Origin of the sequence: Phenylobacterium sp. (assembly GCF_041916435.1) — a bacterium.
Lineage (GTDB): Bacteria > Pseudomonadota > Alphaproteobacteria > Caulobacterales > Caulobacteraceae > Phenylobacterium.
Genome location: NZ_JAYRZM010000002.1, coordinates 1 through 15,673 on the forward strand (window position 1 = coordinate 1; position 15,673 = coordinate 15,673).

Sequence of the window (15,673 nt, forward strand, 5' to 3'; positions counted from 1 at the left end):
GCAGGCGGTACTCCACACGGCCGGCGGCCGGGGCCTTCAACTGGGCGTCGGCGATCGCCGAGCGGACCTCGGCGAGCTGGGCGTCGGCCGCCGCCACCATCGCCTGGGCCTGGGCCTCGGCGGCCTGGGCGCCGGCCAGGGCCTGTTCGGCGGCGTCGCGCTGGGTGCGCCGCCGGTCGGCGTCGGCGCGGGAGACGGCCTCGTCGTCCACGAGCTGGTCGGCGCGCCGGGTCTCGGTGCGGGCCAGATCCAGCGCCGCGCGGCGGGCGCGCACCTCGGCGGCGGCGCGGACCTGCGCCTCGCGGGCGGCGGCGATGTTGGCGCTGGCCGCGGCGGCCCTGGCGTCGAGCTGAGAGGTCTCCTGCGTCGCCAGCACCGCGCCGGCCGCCACCTCGTCGCCCTCGCGCGGGACGACCGAGACGAGACGTCCGGCCATCTTGGCGGCGACGACGTAGCGCTGCAGCTCGACCCGCCCGTTGGCCTGGGCGATGCCCGGCGGAAGCCCGTCATGGTTCTGCGCGCGCCAGACCAGGTAGGCACCGGCGGCGGCCAGCACGACAAGGGCCAGGAGGACCGGCGTGAGCCGTTTCATGTTCAATCGCATTGGTTGCACCGACTGGCGAAACTGAAAATCACCCTAGCGCGCTGCGACGCAGCATGAATTGATCCAGAGCACGGCGCGGGTCGGCGGCAAAGCGCAGAGTTCGGCCAATCCCGAGCCAGGAGAAGCACGGATGATCACGCGGCGGGCCTGTCTGCGCGCCTTTTCGACCCTCACCGCCCTGTCCGCGACGGGCGGAGTCGCGGCCTGCGCGGTCGGGCGGCCCTATGTTGCGCCGCAACCTGAGCTGCCGGCGGCCTTTCCGGCCCAGGCGGCCGGCGGCGGCGAGACGGCGCAGTCGCTCGCCTCCTGGTGGCGCGGGCTGGGTGATCCGCAACTGAGCGCCTGCGTCGAGCGGGCGCTGAAGTCCAACGCCGAACTGGAGATCGCCGGCGCGCGCATCGAGCAGGCGAGGGCCGCGCTCGACGAGGCGCGGGCGCTGTCGCTGCCCATCGGCGAGGCGGCGGCGACGGCCGGCCGCGGCGCCGACAGCGCGCTCGGCCCGGAGGGGCGGCTGCTGAGCGCGCTCCAGGCGGGCCGGGAGACCGATCTCTACAGCGGGGTCCTGGCGGTGGGCTGGGAGGCGGACCTGTTCGGCCGGCTCAAGCAGGCGCGCGAGGCGCGCTCGGCCCTGGTCGAGTCGGAGGCGGAGAAGGCGCGGGCGACGCGCGTGGCGGTGGCCGCGGAGACGGCGCGGGCCTACGTGGTGCTGCGCAGCCTGCAGCAGCGGAAGGCGACGCTGGACGCCCGCGTCGGCGTGGCCGAGCAGGCGCTGCGCCTGGCCGAGCGACGGGCCGCCGTGGGCGAGGGCGCCGTGGTGGAGGCGCGCAAGGCGCAGGCGCAACTGGCGGCGCTGCAGGCCGCCCAGCCGCAGCTCCAGACGGGGCTGGAGCGGACGGCGGACGCGCTCGACCTGCTGCAGGGCGCGCCGCTGGGCGAAAGCCGCGCCCTGCTGGCCATGCCGGGCGAGCTGCCGGCCGCCCTGCCCGAGGCGGTGCTGGACGCCCCCGCCGCGGTGGTGGCGCGCCGGCCGGACGTGGCCGCCGCCGAGCGGGCCGTGGCCGCCGCCCACGCGGGCGTGCGCGTGGCCCTGGCGCAGTACTATCCGTCGGTGAGCCTGGGCGGGCTGGTCGGCTATTCGCGCACCGAGCCGGAGCAACTGTTCGATCCGAAGGCGGGCCTGTGGCTGGGCGGCGCCTCGGTGCGCTGGCGGATCCTGGACTGGGGACGGCTGAACGCCGACCTGCGCTCGGCCAAGGGGCGCGAGGCCGAGGCGCTGGCGACCTATCGCTCGACGGTCGAGCAGGCGGCGGCGGAGATCGACGCGGCGCTGGCCTCGGTGCGGGGCTCGGCGGAGCGGGCGCGGCGGATCGCGGCGTTCATCGAGTCGGTGGAAGGCGTGCGCCGCGCCGCCGGCCGCGCGCACGAGGTGGGCGAGGCGACGCTGGACCCGGTGCTGCAGGCCGACCAGGAGCTGTGGCAGGCGCGCGACCAGGGCGTGCTGGCCAGGACCGCCGCGCTGGAAGCCTCGATCGACCTCTATCGCGCCCTGGGAGCGGTCTAGACCGACGCGATCACCTGGGAGAGCTGCGTCTCCAGGTCCCGCACCGATTCCGGCTTGGTCAGGAAGTAGTCGGCGCCGCGCAGCTTGGAGCGCATCTCGTCGATGCTGGCGACCGAGGAGGTGAGCACCGCGTTGGGGAAGTGGAAGTCCTCGCGGCAGGCCAGCTCGAGCAGCAGGGCGAAGCCGTTCTTGCGCGGCATGTGCAGGTCGATGATCGCCAGGTGGGGCCGGATCGAGCAGTTGTCGATCATCTGCAGCGCCTCGACGCCGTCGCGGGCGCGCATGACGAAGCCGACCTTGGGGTGGCGGGTCAGGACCGAGGTGATCAGGTAGGCGTCAGCGTCGTCGTCCTCGGCCAGCAACACCTGGAGACCGGCGGGTTCTGGCTGTCCGCGGAGTCTGGCGCCGCGACCCTTCGGGGCTTCAACGACGGTCTCGTTCCAGAACATAGCGTTCACTCTCCCACAACCATCTGGCGGATCACGCCATTTATCTTTTGCTGCATCTCGGCGAAGGAGTCGGGTTTGACGATGTAGCCGAGGATGTCGTTGGACCGGGCGCGGTCGACATCCTCCTTGTGGCCGGAGGTGGTGAGCAGCACCACCGGGGTGGTGCGCATCCACGGCGCCTCGCGCAGGGCCCGCATGAAGGTGAAGCCGTTGACCTTGGGCATGTGGATGTCGAGCAGGATCAGGTCCGGCTTCACCAAGCCCTCCACCAACTGGAACAGGGCGTCGGACGGGGCGGCGAAGGCGGTGACCGCGCGCACGTGCGGATTGCGGCGCAGGGCCTCGACAATCAGCGACGAGTCGGCCTCGTCGTCGTCGACCGAGACGACGTCCAGGTTCCAGAGGTACTCGGTCCCGCGGCCGAACGGCTGGCGTCCGGCGCCCGGCGTGTAGGCCGAGGTACGCGACGAGGTTGTAATAGCCAAGCTAGTCATCAACGCCCTTCTGCGCAAAGGACAGCCATCGAACGACGTTCTACGGTAGGGGCAAACCATTAATTCTTTGATGCTTTCCTGGGATGCGTCAAAAGGGCGCGATTGAGTTTCGTTCTCTGCTAACTCGCCTCACAGGAGTATCGTGGTGGTTCGACGCCGCCACGCTGTGCGGCGGGAACAGCTTGGGGTTGCGCGCCGCGGCGGCACGACGACGGCGGGCGGGCCTCTGGGAGGCTGAAGGATGCTGATCGAGCGGCAGAACGTGGACGAGCGGGCGGTCGCGTTGGAGCAGGAGCTCGGCGACTTCAGCTACATCGTCTCGCATGACCTCATGGCCACGTTCCGCCATGTGAAGGGGTTTCTCGGGCTGCTGGCCCGGGACCTGGATCCCACGCTCACCGACCGGCAGAGGGACTTCGTCGCGCGGATCGACGGGGCGGCGGACGCCTGCCAGACCATGCTGGACGAGCTGCGGGTCTATTCGCGGGTCCAGCAGCAGCCGCTGGCCCTGGCCGACTGCGACGGCGCGCGGCTGTTCGAGGCCGCGCGGCTGCAACTGGCCCAGGCGCAGGACGCCGACGTGGAGATCCGCGTCGGCGCGCTGGGCGCGGTGCGCGCCGACCACCGCCTGCTCGTGGACGCCCTGCGCCGGGTGCTGGACAACGCCGTGAAGTTCCGCCGCCCTGACGCGCCGGTCCGCGTCGAGGTGGAGCGGGCGGCCGACGAGACCGACTGGGTCGTGCGCGTCACCGACAACGGGATCGGGGTCGATCCGGGGCTGCGCGAAAAGGTGTTCCAGATGTTCTACCGGGCCCGGCGCGACACGCCCGGCCAGGGCGCGGGCCTGACGATCTGCCGGCGCATCTTCCGCCGTCACGGCGGGGACGTGCGGCTGGTGGACTGCGACCAAGGCGCCTGCGTGGAGCTGCGGCTGCCCCTCACGGGCGGCGGCGGCGCGGGGGCGGCGTGATGCGCGCGCCGGCGATCTTCGTGATCGACGACGATCCGGCCGAGCTGGAGCTGCTGGGCTATACGCTGGAGGAGGCGTTTCCCGGCGCTCAGGTTCGGGCCGAAAGCGACGCGGCCCAGGCCCAGCCGATCTGCGAGGCCGAGGCGTTCGATTGCGTCATCGTCGACTACAACATGCCCGGCATCGACGGGCTGGCCTGCGCCCAGGGCCTGCGCGCCAGCTTCCCCTATCTGCCGATCGTGCTCAGCACCGGGGTGGGCGACGAGATGCTGGCCGCGCACGCGGTGCAGAGCGGGGTGACGGACTACATCCCCAAGTCGCGCATCACGCCGGAGTCGCTGCGCCGCACGATCGAGCACTCGATCCGGGTGACCAGCCAGTCGCAGATCATCGACGAGCAGCGACACGAGCTGGAGAACTTCGCCTACGCCCTGGCCCACGACTTCAAGCAGCCGATCCGCCAGATCCGCACCTTCTCGACCCTGGTCGCCGAGGCGCTGCACGACGGGCGCACGGCCGGCGTCGACCAGCATCTGGCCTATCTGAACAACGCCGCGCGCCGCCTGGCCGACCTGGTGGACGTGATGTCCCAGTACACCTTGCTGCACAAGCCGCCGCAGATCGGCGCGGTGGACCTGAACCAGGTGCTGGGCGGCATGCGCTCGTCGCTGGCGCCCTATCTGGAGGAGCGCGGCGGGCAGATCATCACCAGTCCGGCGCCCGTGGTGCTCGGCAACGAGGCGCTGATGGCCCAGGTGCTGCAGAACCTGACGGTCAACGGGCTGAAGTACAACGAGAGCAAGACGCCGATCGTGATCATCACCACCGAGGTCTCGCACGACGCCTGCGTCATCAAGGTGGAGGACAACGGCATCGGCATCGAGCAGGAATACTTCGACGAGATCTTCAAGCCGCTGGCGCGGCTGCACAACAACAGCGAATATCCGGGTTCGGGCCTGGGGCTGACCCTGGCGCGCAAGGCGCTGACGGCCCAGGGCGGGGCGATCTGGTGTCGTTCCGAGGTCGGGATCGGCTCGGAGTTCTTCGTGCGGATGCCGCTGGCGCGGCCGGAGGCTCAATACAACTTATAGTGGGGTTATCTGCCTCGATACGCGCCGGTTGAACCGGTTTCGGTTCCCAAGACATCAAAAAAATCTGTCCGTTGACAGGTGGCGGCGAACGGCGAAACATAACCTATGCGAGCGGTTTTCGCTCGACCGCCAATGGGTTGCGCCCCCGTTGGTCCACCCCTGGGGCTGGGGAGGTATGGCGGTGATCGGACCGGACAAGATCGGTCGGACGGAGGAAACGCACGGAAGGATCGCGCCATGACGACGCCGATCCGCGTGCTGCTTGTCGAGGACAACGAGGCCGACGCCTATCTGACCCGCGAGACGCTGGAGGCGGGAAAGCTTCATGTGGCGATCGAGGTGGCGATCGACGGCGCCGAGGCGATCGAGCTGCTCACGCGCGCGGCCGACGGCGGCGTCGGCGAACTGCCCGACCTGATCCTGCTGGACCTCAACCTGCCGCGCATGGACGGCCGCCAGGTGCTCGAGGCGATCAAGGGCCACCCGATGCTGCGGCGGATCCCGATCGTGGTGCTCACCTCGTCCGACGCCGAGCGGGACATCGCCAAGAGCTACGAACTCGGCGCCAACTGCTACGTGACCAAGCCGGTGGGCCTGGAGGCCTTCCAATCGATCGTCCGTTCGGTGGAGGGCTTCTGGTTCACAGTCGTCAAGCTGCCCCATGACCGGGGTTGACCAGATCCGCACGCTGCTGCTGGTCGAGGACAACCCAGCGGAAGCCGACCTGATCCAGGAATACCTCCTGGACGGGGCCTCGCGGCCGCCGCGCGTGGTGCACGTGACCAACCTGGCCGACGCGGTGGCGGCGGCGTACACGACGGACGCCGACGCGGTGCTGCTGGACCTGCACCTGCCCGACGGCGCCGGCGTGGATTGCGTCAACGCCATCCGCCTGGTGGACGACCACGTGCCGATCGTCGTGCTGACCGGCCTGGACAACGACGAGGTGGCGCTGGAGTGCATCGCCGCGGGCGCCCAGGACTACATATCCAAGCAGGAAGCCCGCTCGACCAACCTCAACCGCGCCATCGGCTACGCCATCGCGCGGGTCGGCGAGCGCCGCAACCGCGCCCTGGCCGAGACCCTGCACCAGCAGCTCGCCGCCATCGTCGAGGCCTCGAGCGACGGCATCGTCAGCTGCTCCGTCGAGGGGGTGATCGAAAGCTGGAACCGCGGCGCCGAGACCATCTTCGGCTATTCGCGGGACGAGGCGGTGGGCCGGCACGTGAGCCAGGTGATCCGCCCGCTCGACGAGACCGGCGCCCAGGAGCAGCAGACCATCTTCGCCCGCGTGGCCAACGACGTCGCCGACAACGCCCTGGAGATCGAGCGCCTGACGAAGGACGGCCGCCTCGTCGTGCTGTCCGTCGTCACCTGCCGGCTGCGGGGGCAGGACGAGGAGGGCGGCGCGATCGCGGCGATCTATCGGGACGTGACCGAGAAGAAGCGCAGCGAGGACGAGCTGCGCCGCCGCAACGAGGACCTGGTGTCGCGCGACAGGCTCATGCGCGCCCTGACGGCGCGGCTGAACGCCGTGCGCGAGCACGAGCGCGTGCGCATCTCGCGCGAGGTGCACGACGAGCTCGGCCAGCTCCTGACCGGGCTGAAGATGGACCTGCGCTGGATGGAGCGGCGGCTGAAGGGCGAACCGGCGCCGGCCGCGGCGCTGCAGGCCAAGGTGATGGAGGCCGAGCGGCCGGTGGACGGCACCATCCAGACCGTGCAGCGCATCGCCACCGAGCTGAGGCCGAGCGCCCTGGACGCCCTGGGCCTGCCGGCGGCGATCCGCGACGAGACGCGCCGCTTCGAGGCCCGCACCGGCGTGGTCGCCACCGTGCTCGTCAAGGAGGAGGCGCCGGCCGGCAGCGACAAGGCCACGGCGCTGTTCCGGATCTTCCAGGAAATCCTCACCAACGCGGCGCGGCACGCGCGCGCCAAGGCCCTGCACGTGGCGCTGGACTGCAGCAACGACGAGCTGGTGCTGAACGTGCGCGACGACGGCGTGGGCTTCCGGCCGGACGAGGCGATCCTCACGTCCCTGGGCCTGCTGGGCATGCGCGAGCGCGCCGCCGAGCTCGGGGGCAGCTTCGACATCGCCTCGGCGATGGGCCAGGGCACGGCGGTCACCGTGCGGATTCCACGTTAGAGCCGAGCGAAATGCGCAGGTTCCTGATCGCCGAAGATCACAGCGTCACGCGGCGCGGCGTGCGGGAGATCCTGCACGACGCCTTCGGCGACATCGAGGTCGGCGAGGCCGAGAACGTCGAGAGCCTGCAGGCGCAGCTCGGCCACGGCCGCTGGGACCTGATCCTGCTGGACATCTTCATGCCCGGCGGCACGTTCATGGACGTGCTGCACCTGGTGCGCTCGATCGACGGGACCGTGCCGGTGCTGGTGATCACCGCCGCCACCGAGCTGGAGTACGTGGTGCAGTCGATGCGCGCCGGCGCGAACGGGCTGGTGCACAAGCACATGGCCGCCGACGAGCTGGTCGAGGCGATCCGCCGGGTGGCGGAGGGCGGCACCTATCTGCACGCCGAGACCGCCGCGGCCATCGCCCGCAGCCTGCAGGGCGGCGGCCAGACGCCGCTGGAATCGCTGCACGCCAAGCTCTCCGAGCGCGAGCTGGAGGTGTTCCGCCGCCTGGCCAGGGGCCGCGCCGTCAAGGAGATCGCCGGGGACCTGGGCATCAGCGACAAGACCGTCGCCACCTATCTGGCCCGCATCCGCGAGAAGACCGGCCTGATGAGCCATGTCGAGATCACCCGCTACGCCCTGCAGAACGGGCTGGTGGACTAGCCTGACCCTGCTGTAGTCAAAAAGCCGACAGCCGATTGGAATCGTTCCGACGCCCCGTCCGTGCAAGGCGGACCTAGGCTTGTGACATGTCAGCGCACCTTTCCAAGGTTCGTGTGCTGGTCGCCGACGACAAGGCCGATACAGCGCAGCGCGTATGCTCGCTGCTTTGCGAGACCGCCGACGTCGACGTGATCGGTCCGGCGCGCGACGGCGTGGAAGCGCTTGAATTTTTTGTGAAATTTTCGCCAGACGGGGCGGTGCTCGACTTCAGCATGCCCGAGCTCAACGGCCTTCAGGTGCTGCGCGAGATCCGCGCGAGCGGGCGGCCGTGCTGGGTGGTGATCCTGACCAGCCAGGCCGAGCCGTCGATCCGCGAAGCCTGCCTGGCGGCCGGCGCCGACCATTTCCTGCACAAGGCGTTCGGCCTGGACGCGCTCGGCGAGATCGTCGCCGCCTACGTGCGCGGGGACGAGGCGTAGGACAAACGCGTCGGAGACTTACCGACAGCGCTCAGAACTCCAACGACTGCCGCCGAAAGACGCCCTCCTCCATCGTGGGGCCATGGTTAATGGAGACGCGCCAAAGATCCGGGTCATGGTGGCCGACGACGGCGAGGTCACGCGCAAGCGCCTCAGCCGCCTGATCGCCGAGCTGCCGACCGTCGACGTGCTCGGCACGCCGGCCGAGCGGGGGCTGCTGCTGGGCCGCTTCGCCGAGTTCCGCCCGCATTGCGTGGTGATCGACGTGCCGGCCCACAACGGCGACGGCTTCGACCTGCTGCAGACGCTGCGCAACCTCGACCGCTCCTGCGTGATCATCGCGCTCACCAACCATCCCCCCGACGAGTTCCGGCGGCACAGCGTCGGCGTCGGCGCGGACCGGTTCTTCGTGAAGTGGCGCGACTTCGAGCGCGTCGTCGAAACGATCCAGATGTTGGGGAACGCCATATGCTGAAGGAGCTCGTCCAGACGCGGGTGCTGCTGCTCGTCGAGGACAATCCCGGCGACGCGGCGCTGGTGCAGGATTTCCTGGCCGGCGCGGACGGAGACGCCTTCCGCATCGAGCACGTGCCGCGCGTGGCCGACGCGGCCAAGGCGCTCAAGTCGCTGGAAGTCGACGTGATCGTGCTGGACCTGACCCTGCCGGACTGCGCCGGGATCGACAGCGTGCGCGCGATCCGCCAGTCCGCCGGCGACACGCCGATCGTGGTGCTGACCGGCGTCGACGACGAAGAGCTCGCCCTGGCCTGCATCGACGCCGGCGCCCAGGACTACCTGGCCAAGAGCGAGGTCGGCGCGCAGAACCTGCGCCGGGCCATCGGCTACGCCATCACGCGCCGGCGCGAGGCCCAGCTTCGCCAGATGAAGGAGGCCCTCGACCGCTACCGCGAGCTGTCGTCGGCCAGCCAGCGCACCACCGTCACCGCGGCGATCGCCGGGTCCGGCGCGATCTCGACGCGCAGCCCCGACACCTTCCGGCGGATCGTCGACGGCTACTTCGCCCTGCTGGAGCCCTACCTCAACAGCGACGTCGACCAACTGAGCCCGCCGCGCGGGGCGATGGAGCTGATCGCCACGGCGATGGGCGACGCCAACGCCGGTCCACGCGACCTGCTGGACGTGCACGTGGCCGCCCTCGACCGGGCGATCAATCAGTACGACGACCGGCAGTCCCGATCCATTGTATTCGAAGCGAGATTGCTCGCATTGCAGATGATGGGGTTGCTCGTCGACTACTACCGCGTCGGTCACAGGCGACGATTTCTGGAAGGAGCTCGATAATGACTGAATTCAAGCTCCGCTTATACATAACGGGTTCCACGCCACAGTCGCAACGGGCGATCGATAACCTCAGACGCATCTGTGAATCGGAGTTGCCGGGCCTCTACGAACTCGAGGTGATCGACGTGCTGGAACACCCGGGCCTGGCCGAGAACGAGAAGATCCTGGCGACGCCGACGCTGGTGAAGCGCCTGCCCGAGCCGGTGCGCAAGATCATCGGCGACCTGAGCGACCGGGAAAAAGTGCTGCTTGGTCTGAACATCGAGCGCCTGAGCAAGGGAGAGCAATCGTGAGTGAGCCGCGCGTTCATGAACTCGAGAAGCTGGCCACCGGCATCGTCGGCTTCGACCAGATCGCCAACGGCGGGCTGCCGAAGGGGCGCTCGACGCTCTTGTCCGGCACGGCGGGCAGCGGCAAGACGGTGATGGCCCTGCAGTTCCTGCTCGCCGGCGTGCGCCAGTACGGCGAGAACGGCTGCTTCGTGACCTTCGAGGAAGCGCCGGCCGACCTGATGCAGAACGTGCAGTCGTTCGGCTGGGACCTGGAAGGCCTGGTGACCGACAGGAAGATCGCCGTGGTCGACGCCACGCCCGATCCCGGCGACGAGGTGATCGAGACCGGCGCCTACGACCTGTCGGCCCTTTTGGCGCGGATCGAGAACGCCATCCGCACGGTGGACGCCAAGCGCGTGATCCTGGACGCGGTCGGCGCGCTGTTCCCGCAACTGACCGACGCCAACGTCATCCGGCGCGAGCTGCACCGGATCACCGCGGGCCTGCGCCAGCTCGGCGTCACCACCCTGGTGACCATGGAGCGCACCGACGAGGACAGCGGCCTGGGCCGCTGGGGCGTGGAGGAGTTCGTCGCCGACAACGTCATCGTGCTGCGCAACCGCCTGGAGCAGGAGAAGCGCCGGCGCACGCTGGAGATCCTGAAGTTCCGCGGCGCGACCCACCACAAGGGCGAGTACCCCTTCACCATCGATTCCGAGGACGGCGTGACGATCATTCCGCTGTCGGCGATCGAGCTGAAGCAGAAGTCCTCCGACATCCGCGTCTCCTCGGGCGTGGCCGAGCTGGACAAGATGTGCGCGGGCGGCATGTACCGCGACTCCATCATCCTGGTCAGCGGCGCCACGGGCACCGGCAAGACCCTGATGGTCACCCAGTACGTGAAGGCCGCCATCGAGGCGGGCGAGCGGGCGCTGCTGTTCGCCGCCGAGGAGAGCCGCGAGCAGCTCACGCGCAACGCCGCCTCCTGGGGCGTGGACTTCGAGCAGGCCGAGAAGGACGGGCTCCTCAGGATCGTCTGCCGCTACCCCGAGGTGATGGGGCTGGAGGACCACCTGCTGCAGATGAAGCGCGACATCCACGACTTCCAGCCCCAGCGCGTGGCGATCGACTCCATGTCGGCGTTCGAGCGCGTGTCGACGCACAAGTCGTTCCGCGAGTTCGTGATCTCGCTGACCAGCACCATCAAGCACCTGGAGATCACCGGCCTCTTCACCAACACCACCTCGCTGCTGCTGGGCGGGGAATCGATCACCGAGACCCACATCTCCACGATCACCGACACCATCATCCTGCTGCGCTACGTCGAGCTGCACGGCGAGATGCGCCGGGGCCTGACCGTGCTGAAGATGCGCGGCACGTTCCACGACAAGGACATCCGCGAGTACGTGATCGACGGGGCCGGCCTGCACGTGCTGGCGCCGTTCAAGGGCGTCCATGGCATCCTGACCGGCACGCCGACCTACACCTTCGATGAAGAGCGCGGCCGGCTGCGCGAGATGTTCGACGGGGAGGGGGCGGCCAGGCCCTGACGCGCCCCGGCGGGCGCGGGCCAAGCCGCGAGGCTGATGAGCACGCATCGCATCCTGATTGTCGAGGACAACCCGGCCGACGCCGACTACGTGCGCGAGCGCCTGGCCGACGGGCCGGTCGGCGCGCCCAGGACCGAGCACGTCGCCACGATGGCCGAGGCGCAGGCGCGCCTGGCCGACGGCGGCGCCGACGCGGTCATCCTCGACCTGCGCCTGCCCGATTCCGACGGGCTGGACACCGTGCGCCGCCTGAAGGCGGCCAGCGGCGAAGCCTCGATCATCGTCGTCTCCGGCATGGTCGACGAGGCCGCCCGGGCCGCGGCGCTGCAGGCCGGCGTCGACGAGGTGTTCAGCAAGGACGACATGGGCGGGCCGCTGTTCGCGCGCAGCGTGCTGCACCTGATCGAGCGCGGCCGGGCGGTGCGCGAGCACAGCCAGTTCGAGCGGATCCTGGAGACGATCCCCGACGCGATCCTGGTGGTGAACGTCGACGGGCTGGTGCGCTACGTGAACGAGGCGGCGCTGGCGCTGTTCGGCCGCCGCCGCGAGGACTTCATCGACGAGCTGCTCGGCTTCTCGGTGAAGGACGGCCAGGCCATCGAGGTGACGATCCTGCGGCGGGGCGACGAGCGCATCTGCGAGATGCGCGTGGAGCGGATCGACTGGAACGAGGAGGAAGCCTACCTGGCCTCCATCCGCGACGTCACCGAGCGGCGGCGCATGGTGGACGCCCTGCGCGCCAGCGAGCGGCGCCTGCGGCTGAGCGAGACCCACTTCGCCGCCGCCCAGCGGATCGCCGCCGTCGGCAGCTTCGTCAAGGACCTGGAGACCGGAGCGCTCACCGGCACGCCGCAGTTCTACCGCATCTTCGGCCTGGAGCCGGCCGGCCCCGACGACTGGAACGACTATTGGAGCCAGGCGGTCTCGGAGGAGGAGCGGGCGCGCATCGAGTCCCACAGCGACGCGGCCAAGCAGGGGGAGCGCCCCAAGCCCGTCGAGTTCGAGTTCCTGCGCAAGGACGGGGCGCGGCGCGTGGCCCTGCGCGACGCCGACGTGGTGTTCGACGAGCGCGGCCGGCCGACGGCGCTGCTGGGCGTCATCCGCGACGTGACCGACCTGCGCATGGCCGAGGCCCGCAGCCGCACCCTCAACCGGGAGCTGGAGGCGCGGGTGCGCAGCCGCACCGCCCAGCTCGAGGCGGCGAACCGGGAGTTGGAGGCCTTCTCCTATTCGGTGTCGCACGACCTGCGCGCGCCGCTGCGGGCGATCGACGGCTTCTCGCGCATCCTCCTGGACGAGCACGTGGACGAGCTGTCGCCCAAGGCGCAGCACTGCCTGGAGGTGGTGCGGGTCTCGACCCTGCAGATGAGCCACCTGATCGACGACCTCCTGTCGTTCTCGCGCATCGGCCGCCAGAAGCTGCGCCGCGTGTCGGTGGACGTGGAGGAGATCGCCCGCCAGGTGGCCGCCGACCTGCGCTCGGCCGAGCCGGAGCGGCGCGTCGAGATGAGGATCGGCTCGCTGCCGTCCGCCCGCGGCGACCCGATGCTGGTGCGGCTGGTGCTGCAGAACCTGCTGGAGAACGCCTTCAAATACACGCGCGGGCGCTCGACGGCGAAGATCGAGGTGGGCTGTGTGGCCCAGGACGACCCGGGCGAGGAGGAGCGCGTCTACTTCGTGCGCGACAACGGCGTGGGCTTCGACATGCGCTTCGCCAACAAGCTGTTCGGCGTCTTCCAGCGGCTGCATTCGCCGGAGGACTACGAGGGCACCGGCGTCGGGCTGGCGATCGTCCAGCGCATCATCCAGCGCCATGGCGGCCAGGTGTGGGCCGACGCCAAGCCGGGGCGCGGCGCGATGTTCTGCTTCTCCCTCGGCGACGCGGCGGCCGACCGCTCGGTGCAGGTGCTGGCCGGTCCCGACAGCATGCTCTCGGCGAGCAGGAGGACGGCGCCATGAGCGGGCAGGCCGTGACGCTGCTGCTGGTGGAGGACAGTCCCCAGGACCTGGAGCTGACCTTGCGCGAACTGCTCGCCAGCAAGCTCTCCGCAGGGGTCAAGGTGCTGCGCGACGGGGCCGAGGCGCTGGACTTCCTGTTCTGCGAGGGCGCCTACGCCGAACGGCCGCCGGAGCTGGGCCCGAGGGCGGTGTTCCTGGACCTGAAGCTGCCGAAGGTGGACGGCCTGGAGGTGCTGCGGCGCATCAAGGCCGACCCGCGCACGCAGGCCACGCCCGTCGTCGTCCTGTCCTCGTCGCGCGAGGAGCGGGACGTGGCGGCGGCCTATGCGGCCGGCGCCAACAGCTACGTCGTCAAGCCCGTGAACTTCGATCAGTTCTCCCAGATGGTCCGCCAGGTCGCCGCCTACTGGCTGCGGACGAACCATCCTCCAGAGCAGGAGTGAGTATGACCAACACGTTGCGCGTCTTGATCCTCGAAGACCTTTCGACCGACGTCGAACTGGTGGTCCACGAGCTGGAGGAATCCGGATTCATGCCGGACTGGCGAGCCGCGGCCAACGCCCGCGAGTACGTGCGCGCGCTCGACAAGGGCCTGGCCGACGGCGGGTTCGACGTGATCCTGGCCGACTATTCCCTGCCCGGCTACGACGCCCTGGCGGCGCTGGGCGAGCTGAAGCGCAGGGACGCGAAGATCCCGTTCATCGTCGTCACCGGCTCGCTGGAGGACGGGGCGGCGGTGGAGTGCATCCGCCAGGGCGCGACCGACTATCTCTTGAAGGATCGGCTGAAGCGCCTGGGCCCGGCGGTGACGCGTGCGCTGGTCGACCGGCGCGAGGCCGAGGAGCGCGAGCGCATGCGCGCCGAGCTGGCGCGGGCGCAGAAGACCGCCGAGGAGGCGCTGCGCCAGGCCAACGCCGTGCTGGAGGGGCGGGTCGCCGAGCGGACCCAGGCGCTGAGCGACGCCAATGAGAAGCTGTCGGCCGAGACCGCCGAGCGTCAGCGCGCGCAGCACGCCCTGCAGCAGACCCAGAAATTGCAGGCGACCGGGCGCCTGGCCGCCGGCGTCGCCCACCACTTCAACAACCTGCTCACCGTGATGATGGGCAGCATCGAGATGGCCCTGCAGACGGCCACCGACGAGCGCGGCCGCCGGCGCCTGACCATCGCCCTGCAGGCGGCCGAGCGGGGCGCGAGCCTGACCCGCCAGCTCCTGAGCTTCGCCGGCAAGCAGATGGTCCGCCCGGAGGTGATCGAGCCCTCGCGGCGGCTGGAGGACATCGCCATGCTGTTCGCCGGCTCCCTGCGCAGCGACATCCGCGTGGAGACCGACATCCCGGCCGACCTGTGGCGCGTGGAGGTGGACGCGACCGAGCTGGAGCTGGCGGCGCTGAACCTGGCGTTCAACGCGCGCGACGCCATGAGCGAGGGCGGGGTGCTGAAGCTGACCGCGGCCAATGTGGAGCGCGAGGACGAGCGCCTGGGGCTGGCCGGCCGCTACGTGATGATCGAGCTCACCGACACCGGGCCGGGCATCGCCGACGAGATCATGCCGCGCATCTTCGACCCCTTCTTCACGACCAAGGAGGTGGGCGCGGGCAGCGGCCTGGGGCTCAGCCAGGTGCACGGCTTCGCCCGCCAGGCGGGCGGGGCGGTGGACGTGGAAAGCGTGCCGGGGCGCGGCGCGACCGTGCGCCTCTACCTGCCGGCCGTCGACGGCGCGGCCGAGCCGGCGACGCGGCGGATCGAGCGCGCCGAGGCCGACATCGACATGGCCACGGGCAAGGTGCTGGTGGTGGACGACGACGCCGAGGTCGCCGACGTGGCGGCGCAGATGCTCGAGCATCACGGCTTCTCCGTGCGGCTCGCCTACCGCGCCAAGGAGGCGCTGGAGCTGCTGCACGACGGCGAGGACGTGGACCTGGTGCTGGCCGACATCGTCATGCCGGGCGGGATGAACGGCATCGAGCTGGCGCAGGAGGTGCGCAGCCGCTTTCCCGAGCTGCCGATCCTGCTGGCCACGGGCCACAGCGACTCTGTGAAGGACGCCGCGGCCAAGGGGCTGGAGATCATCGCCAAGCCCTACATGTCGGCCGAGCTGTGCGATCGCGTCCTGAGCCTGATGCGCCGCGAGGCCTGAGCCGCG

At 70.2% G+C, this 15,673-nt stretch carries 16 protein-coding genes and 1 pseudogene; 14 read left to right on the forward strand and 3 right to left on the reverse strand.

Features of this window, described 5'->3' with window-relative positions; all coding sequences use genetic code 11:
• Nucleotides 1-592, reverse strand: a pseudogene (locus tag ACE3TA_RS04995) (hypothetical protein); the annotation flags it as partial.
• A gap of 142 nt (nt 593-734) precedes the next feature.
• Between ACE3TA_RS04995 and ACE3TA_RS05000 the strand changes: the two are divergent.
• Nucleotides 735-2,165, forward strand: a complete 1,431-nt coding sequence (locus ACE3TA_RS05000) for an efflux transporter outer membrane subunit (protein ID WP_374571138.1) — start codon at nt 735-737, stop codon at nt 2,163-2,165.
• Here ACE3TA_RS05000 and ACE3TA_RS05005 read toward each other — a convergent pair.
• Together ACE3TA_RS05005 and ACE3TA_RS05010 are read right to left on the reverse strand one after the other, a co-directional pair.
• The gene (locus ACE3TA_RS05005; protein ID WP_374571140.1) at nt 2,162-2,530 is read right to left on the reverse strand and encodes a response regulator; all 369 of its coding nucleotides are present in this window, start codon (nt 2,528-2,530) and stop codon (nt 2,162-2,164) included. The two genes, ACE3TA_RS05000 and ACE3TA_RS05005, sit on opposite strands and share 4 nt — an antisense overlap.
• Before the next feature lie 89 nt (nt 2,531-2,619).
• On the reverse strand, nt 2,620-3,108 hold the full coding sequence (locus ACE3TA_RS05010; RefSeq protein WP_374571142.1) for a response regulator: 489 nt from the start codon (nt 3,106-3,108) through the stop codon (nt 2,620-2,622).
• A 241-nt stretch (nt 3,109-3,349) separates the two neighbouring features.
• On the opposite strand from ACE3TA_RS05010, the gene ACE3TA_RS05015 reads away from it, so the two are divergent.
• The 13 genes from ACE3TA_RS05015 (at nt 3,350) to ACE3TA_RS05075 (ending at nt 15,667) form a co-directional block, all read left to right on the forward strand.
• Nucleotides 3,350-4,078, forward strand: coding sequence for an ATP-binding protein (locus ACE3TA_RS05015; RefSeq protein ID WP_374571144.1), 729 nt, complete (start codon nt 3,350-3,352; stop codon nt 4,076-4,078).
• Complete coding sequence (locus tag ACE3TA_RS05020; protein ID WP_374571146.1) at nt 4,078-5,169, forward strand: ATP-binding protein; 1,092 nt, start codon at nt 4,078-4,080, stop codon at nt 5,167-5,169. Before ACE3TA_RS05015 ends, ACE3TA_RS05020 begins: the two co-directional genes overlap by 1 nt.
• Before the next feature lie 237 nt (nt 5,170-5,406).
• Complete coding sequence (locus ACE3TA_RS05025) at nt 5,407-5,844, forward strand: response regulator (RefSeq protein WP_374571148.1); 438 nt, start codon at nt 5,407-5,409, stop codon at nt 5,842-5,844.
• Nucleotides 5,831-7,315, forward strand: a complete 1,485-nt coding sequence (locus tag ACE3TA_RS05030) for a PAS domain S-box protein (RefSeq protein ID WP_374571150.1) — start codon at nt 5,831-5,833, stop codon at nt 7,313-7,315. The genes ACE3TA_RS05025 and ACE3TA_RS05030 overlap by 14 nt, the downstream gene beginning before the upstream one ends.
• A gap of 11 nt (nt 7,316-7,326) precedes the next feature.
• Nucleotides 7,327-7,968 carry a response regulator gene (locus ACE3TA_RS05035; RefSeq protein ID WP_374571152.1) on the forward strand — a complete coding sequence of 214 codons (642 nt, stop codon included), beginning with the start codon at nt 7,327-7,329 and terminating at the stop codon, nt 7,966-7,968.
• A gap of 86 nt (nt 7,969-8,054) precedes the next feature.
• Nucleotides 8,055-8,447: a response regulator gene (locus ACE3TA_RS05040; protein WP_374571154.1), complete on the forward strand. Its 393-nt coding sequence runs from the start codon at nt 8,055-8,057 to the stop codon at nt 8,445-8,447.
• 115 nt (nt 8,448-8,562) lie between these two features.
• A complete protein-coding gene (locus tag ACE3TA_RS05045; protein ID WP_374571156.1) occupies nt 8,563-8,922 on the forward strand; it encodes a response regulator in 360 nt (119 codons plus the stop codon).
• Nucleotides 8,916-9,749, forward strand: coding sequence for a response regulator transcription factor (locus ACE3TA_RS05050; RefSeq protein ID WP_374571158.1), 834 nt, complete (start codon nt 8,916-8,918; stop codon nt 9,747-9,749). The genes ACE3TA_RS05045 and ACE3TA_RS05050 overlap by 7 nt, the downstream gene beginning before the upstream one ends.
• Nucleotides 9,749-10,042 carry a circadian clock protein KaiB gene (gene kaiB / locus ACE3TA_RS05055; protein WP_374571160.1) on the forward strand — a complete coding sequence of 98 codons (294 nt, stop codon included), beginning with the start codon at nt 9,749-9,751 and terminating at the stop codon, nt 10,040-10,042. Before ACE3TA_RS05050 ends, kaiB begins: the two co-directional genes overlap by 1 nt.
• Nucleotides 10,039-11,571, forward strand: coding sequence for a circadian clock protein KaiC (kaiC, locus tag ACE3TA_RS05060; RefSeq protein ID WP_374571162.1), 1,533 nt, complete (start codon nt 10,039-10,041; stop codon nt 11,569-11,571). Before kaiB ends, kaiC begins: the two co-directional genes overlap by 4 nt.
• Nucleotides 11,572-11,607: 36 nt before the next feature.
• Nucleotides 11,608-13,530: a PAS domain S-box protein gene (locus ACE3TA_RS05065; RefSeq protein ID WP_374571164.1), complete on the forward strand. Its 1,923-nt coding sequence runs from the start codon at nt 11,608-11,610 to the stop codon at nt 13,528-13,530.
• On the forward strand, nt 13,527-13,973 hold the full coding sequence (locus tag ACE3TA_RS05070) for a response regulator (protein WP_374571167.1): 447 nt from the start codon (nt 13,527-13,529) through the stop codon (nt 13,971-13,973). Before ACE3TA_RS05065 ends, ACE3TA_RS05070 begins: the two co-directional genes overlap by 4 nt.
• A 2-nt stretch (nt 13,974-13,975) precedes the next feature.
• Complete coding sequence (locus ACE3TA_RS05075) at nt 13,976-15,667, forward strand: response regulator (RefSeq protein WP_374571169.1); 1,692 nt, start codon at nt 13,976-13,978, stop codon at nt 15,665-15,667.
• Nucleotides 15,668-15,673 lie beyond the last annotated feature (6 nt).

Coding starts and splice junctions, on each gene's coding strand:
- ACE3TA_RS05050 (WP_374571158.1), top strand. CDS start 8,916: ATGCTGAAGGAGCTCGTCCAGACGCGGGTGCTGCTGCTCGTCGAGGAC.
- ACE3TA_RS05025 (WP_374571148.1), top strand. CDS start 5,407: ATGACGACGCCGATCCGCGTGCTGCTTGTCGAGGACAACGAGGCCGAC.
- ACE3TA_RS05000 (WP_374571138.1), top strand. CDS start 735: ATGATCACGCGGCGGGCCTGTCTGCGCGCCTTTTCGACCCTCACCGCC.
- ACE3TA_RS05035 (WP_374571152.1), top strand. CDS start 7,327: ATGCGCAGGTTCCTGATCGCCGAAGATCACAGCGTCACGCGGCGCGGC.
- ACE3TA_RS05010 (WP_374571142.1), bottom strand. CDS start 3,108: ATGACTAGCTTGGCTATTACAACCTCGTCGCGTACCTCGGCCTACACG.
- ACE3TA_RS05030 (WP_374571150.1), top strand. CDS start 5,831: ATGACCGGGGTTGACCAGATCCGCACGCTGCTGCTGGTCGAGGACAAC.
- ACE3TA_RS05070 (WP_374571167.1), top strand. CDS start 13,527: ATGAGCGGGCAGGCCGTGACGCTGCTGCTGGTGGAGGACAGTCCCCAG.
- ACE3TA_RS05075 (WP_374571169.1), top strand. CDS start 13,976: ATGACCAACACGTTGCGCGTCTTGATCCTCGAAGACCTTTCGACCGAC.
- ACE3TA_RS05065 (WP_374571164.1), top strand. CDS start 11,608: ATGAGCACGCATCGCATCCTGATTGTCGAGGACAACCCGGCCGACGCC.
- ACE3TA_RS05040 (WP_374571154.1), top strand. CDS start 8,055: ATGTCAGCGCACCTTTCCAAGGTTCGTGTGCTGGTCGCCGACGACAAG.
- ACE3TA_RS05015 (WP_374571144.1), top strand. CDS start 3,350: ATGCTGATCGAGCGGCAGAACGTGGACGAGCGGGCGGTCGCGTTGGAG.
- kaiB (WP_374571160.1), top strand. CDS start 9,749: ATGACTGAATTCAAGCTCCGCTTATACATAACGGGTTCCACGCCACAG.
- ACE3TA_RS05020 (WP_374571146.1), top strand. CDS start 4,078: ATGCGCGCGCCGGCGATCTTCGTGATCGACGACGATCCGGCCGAGCTG.
- ACE3TA_RS05045 (WP_374571156.1), top strand. CDS start 8,563: ATGGTGGCCGACGACGGCGAGGTCACGCGCAAGCGCCTCAGCCGCCTG.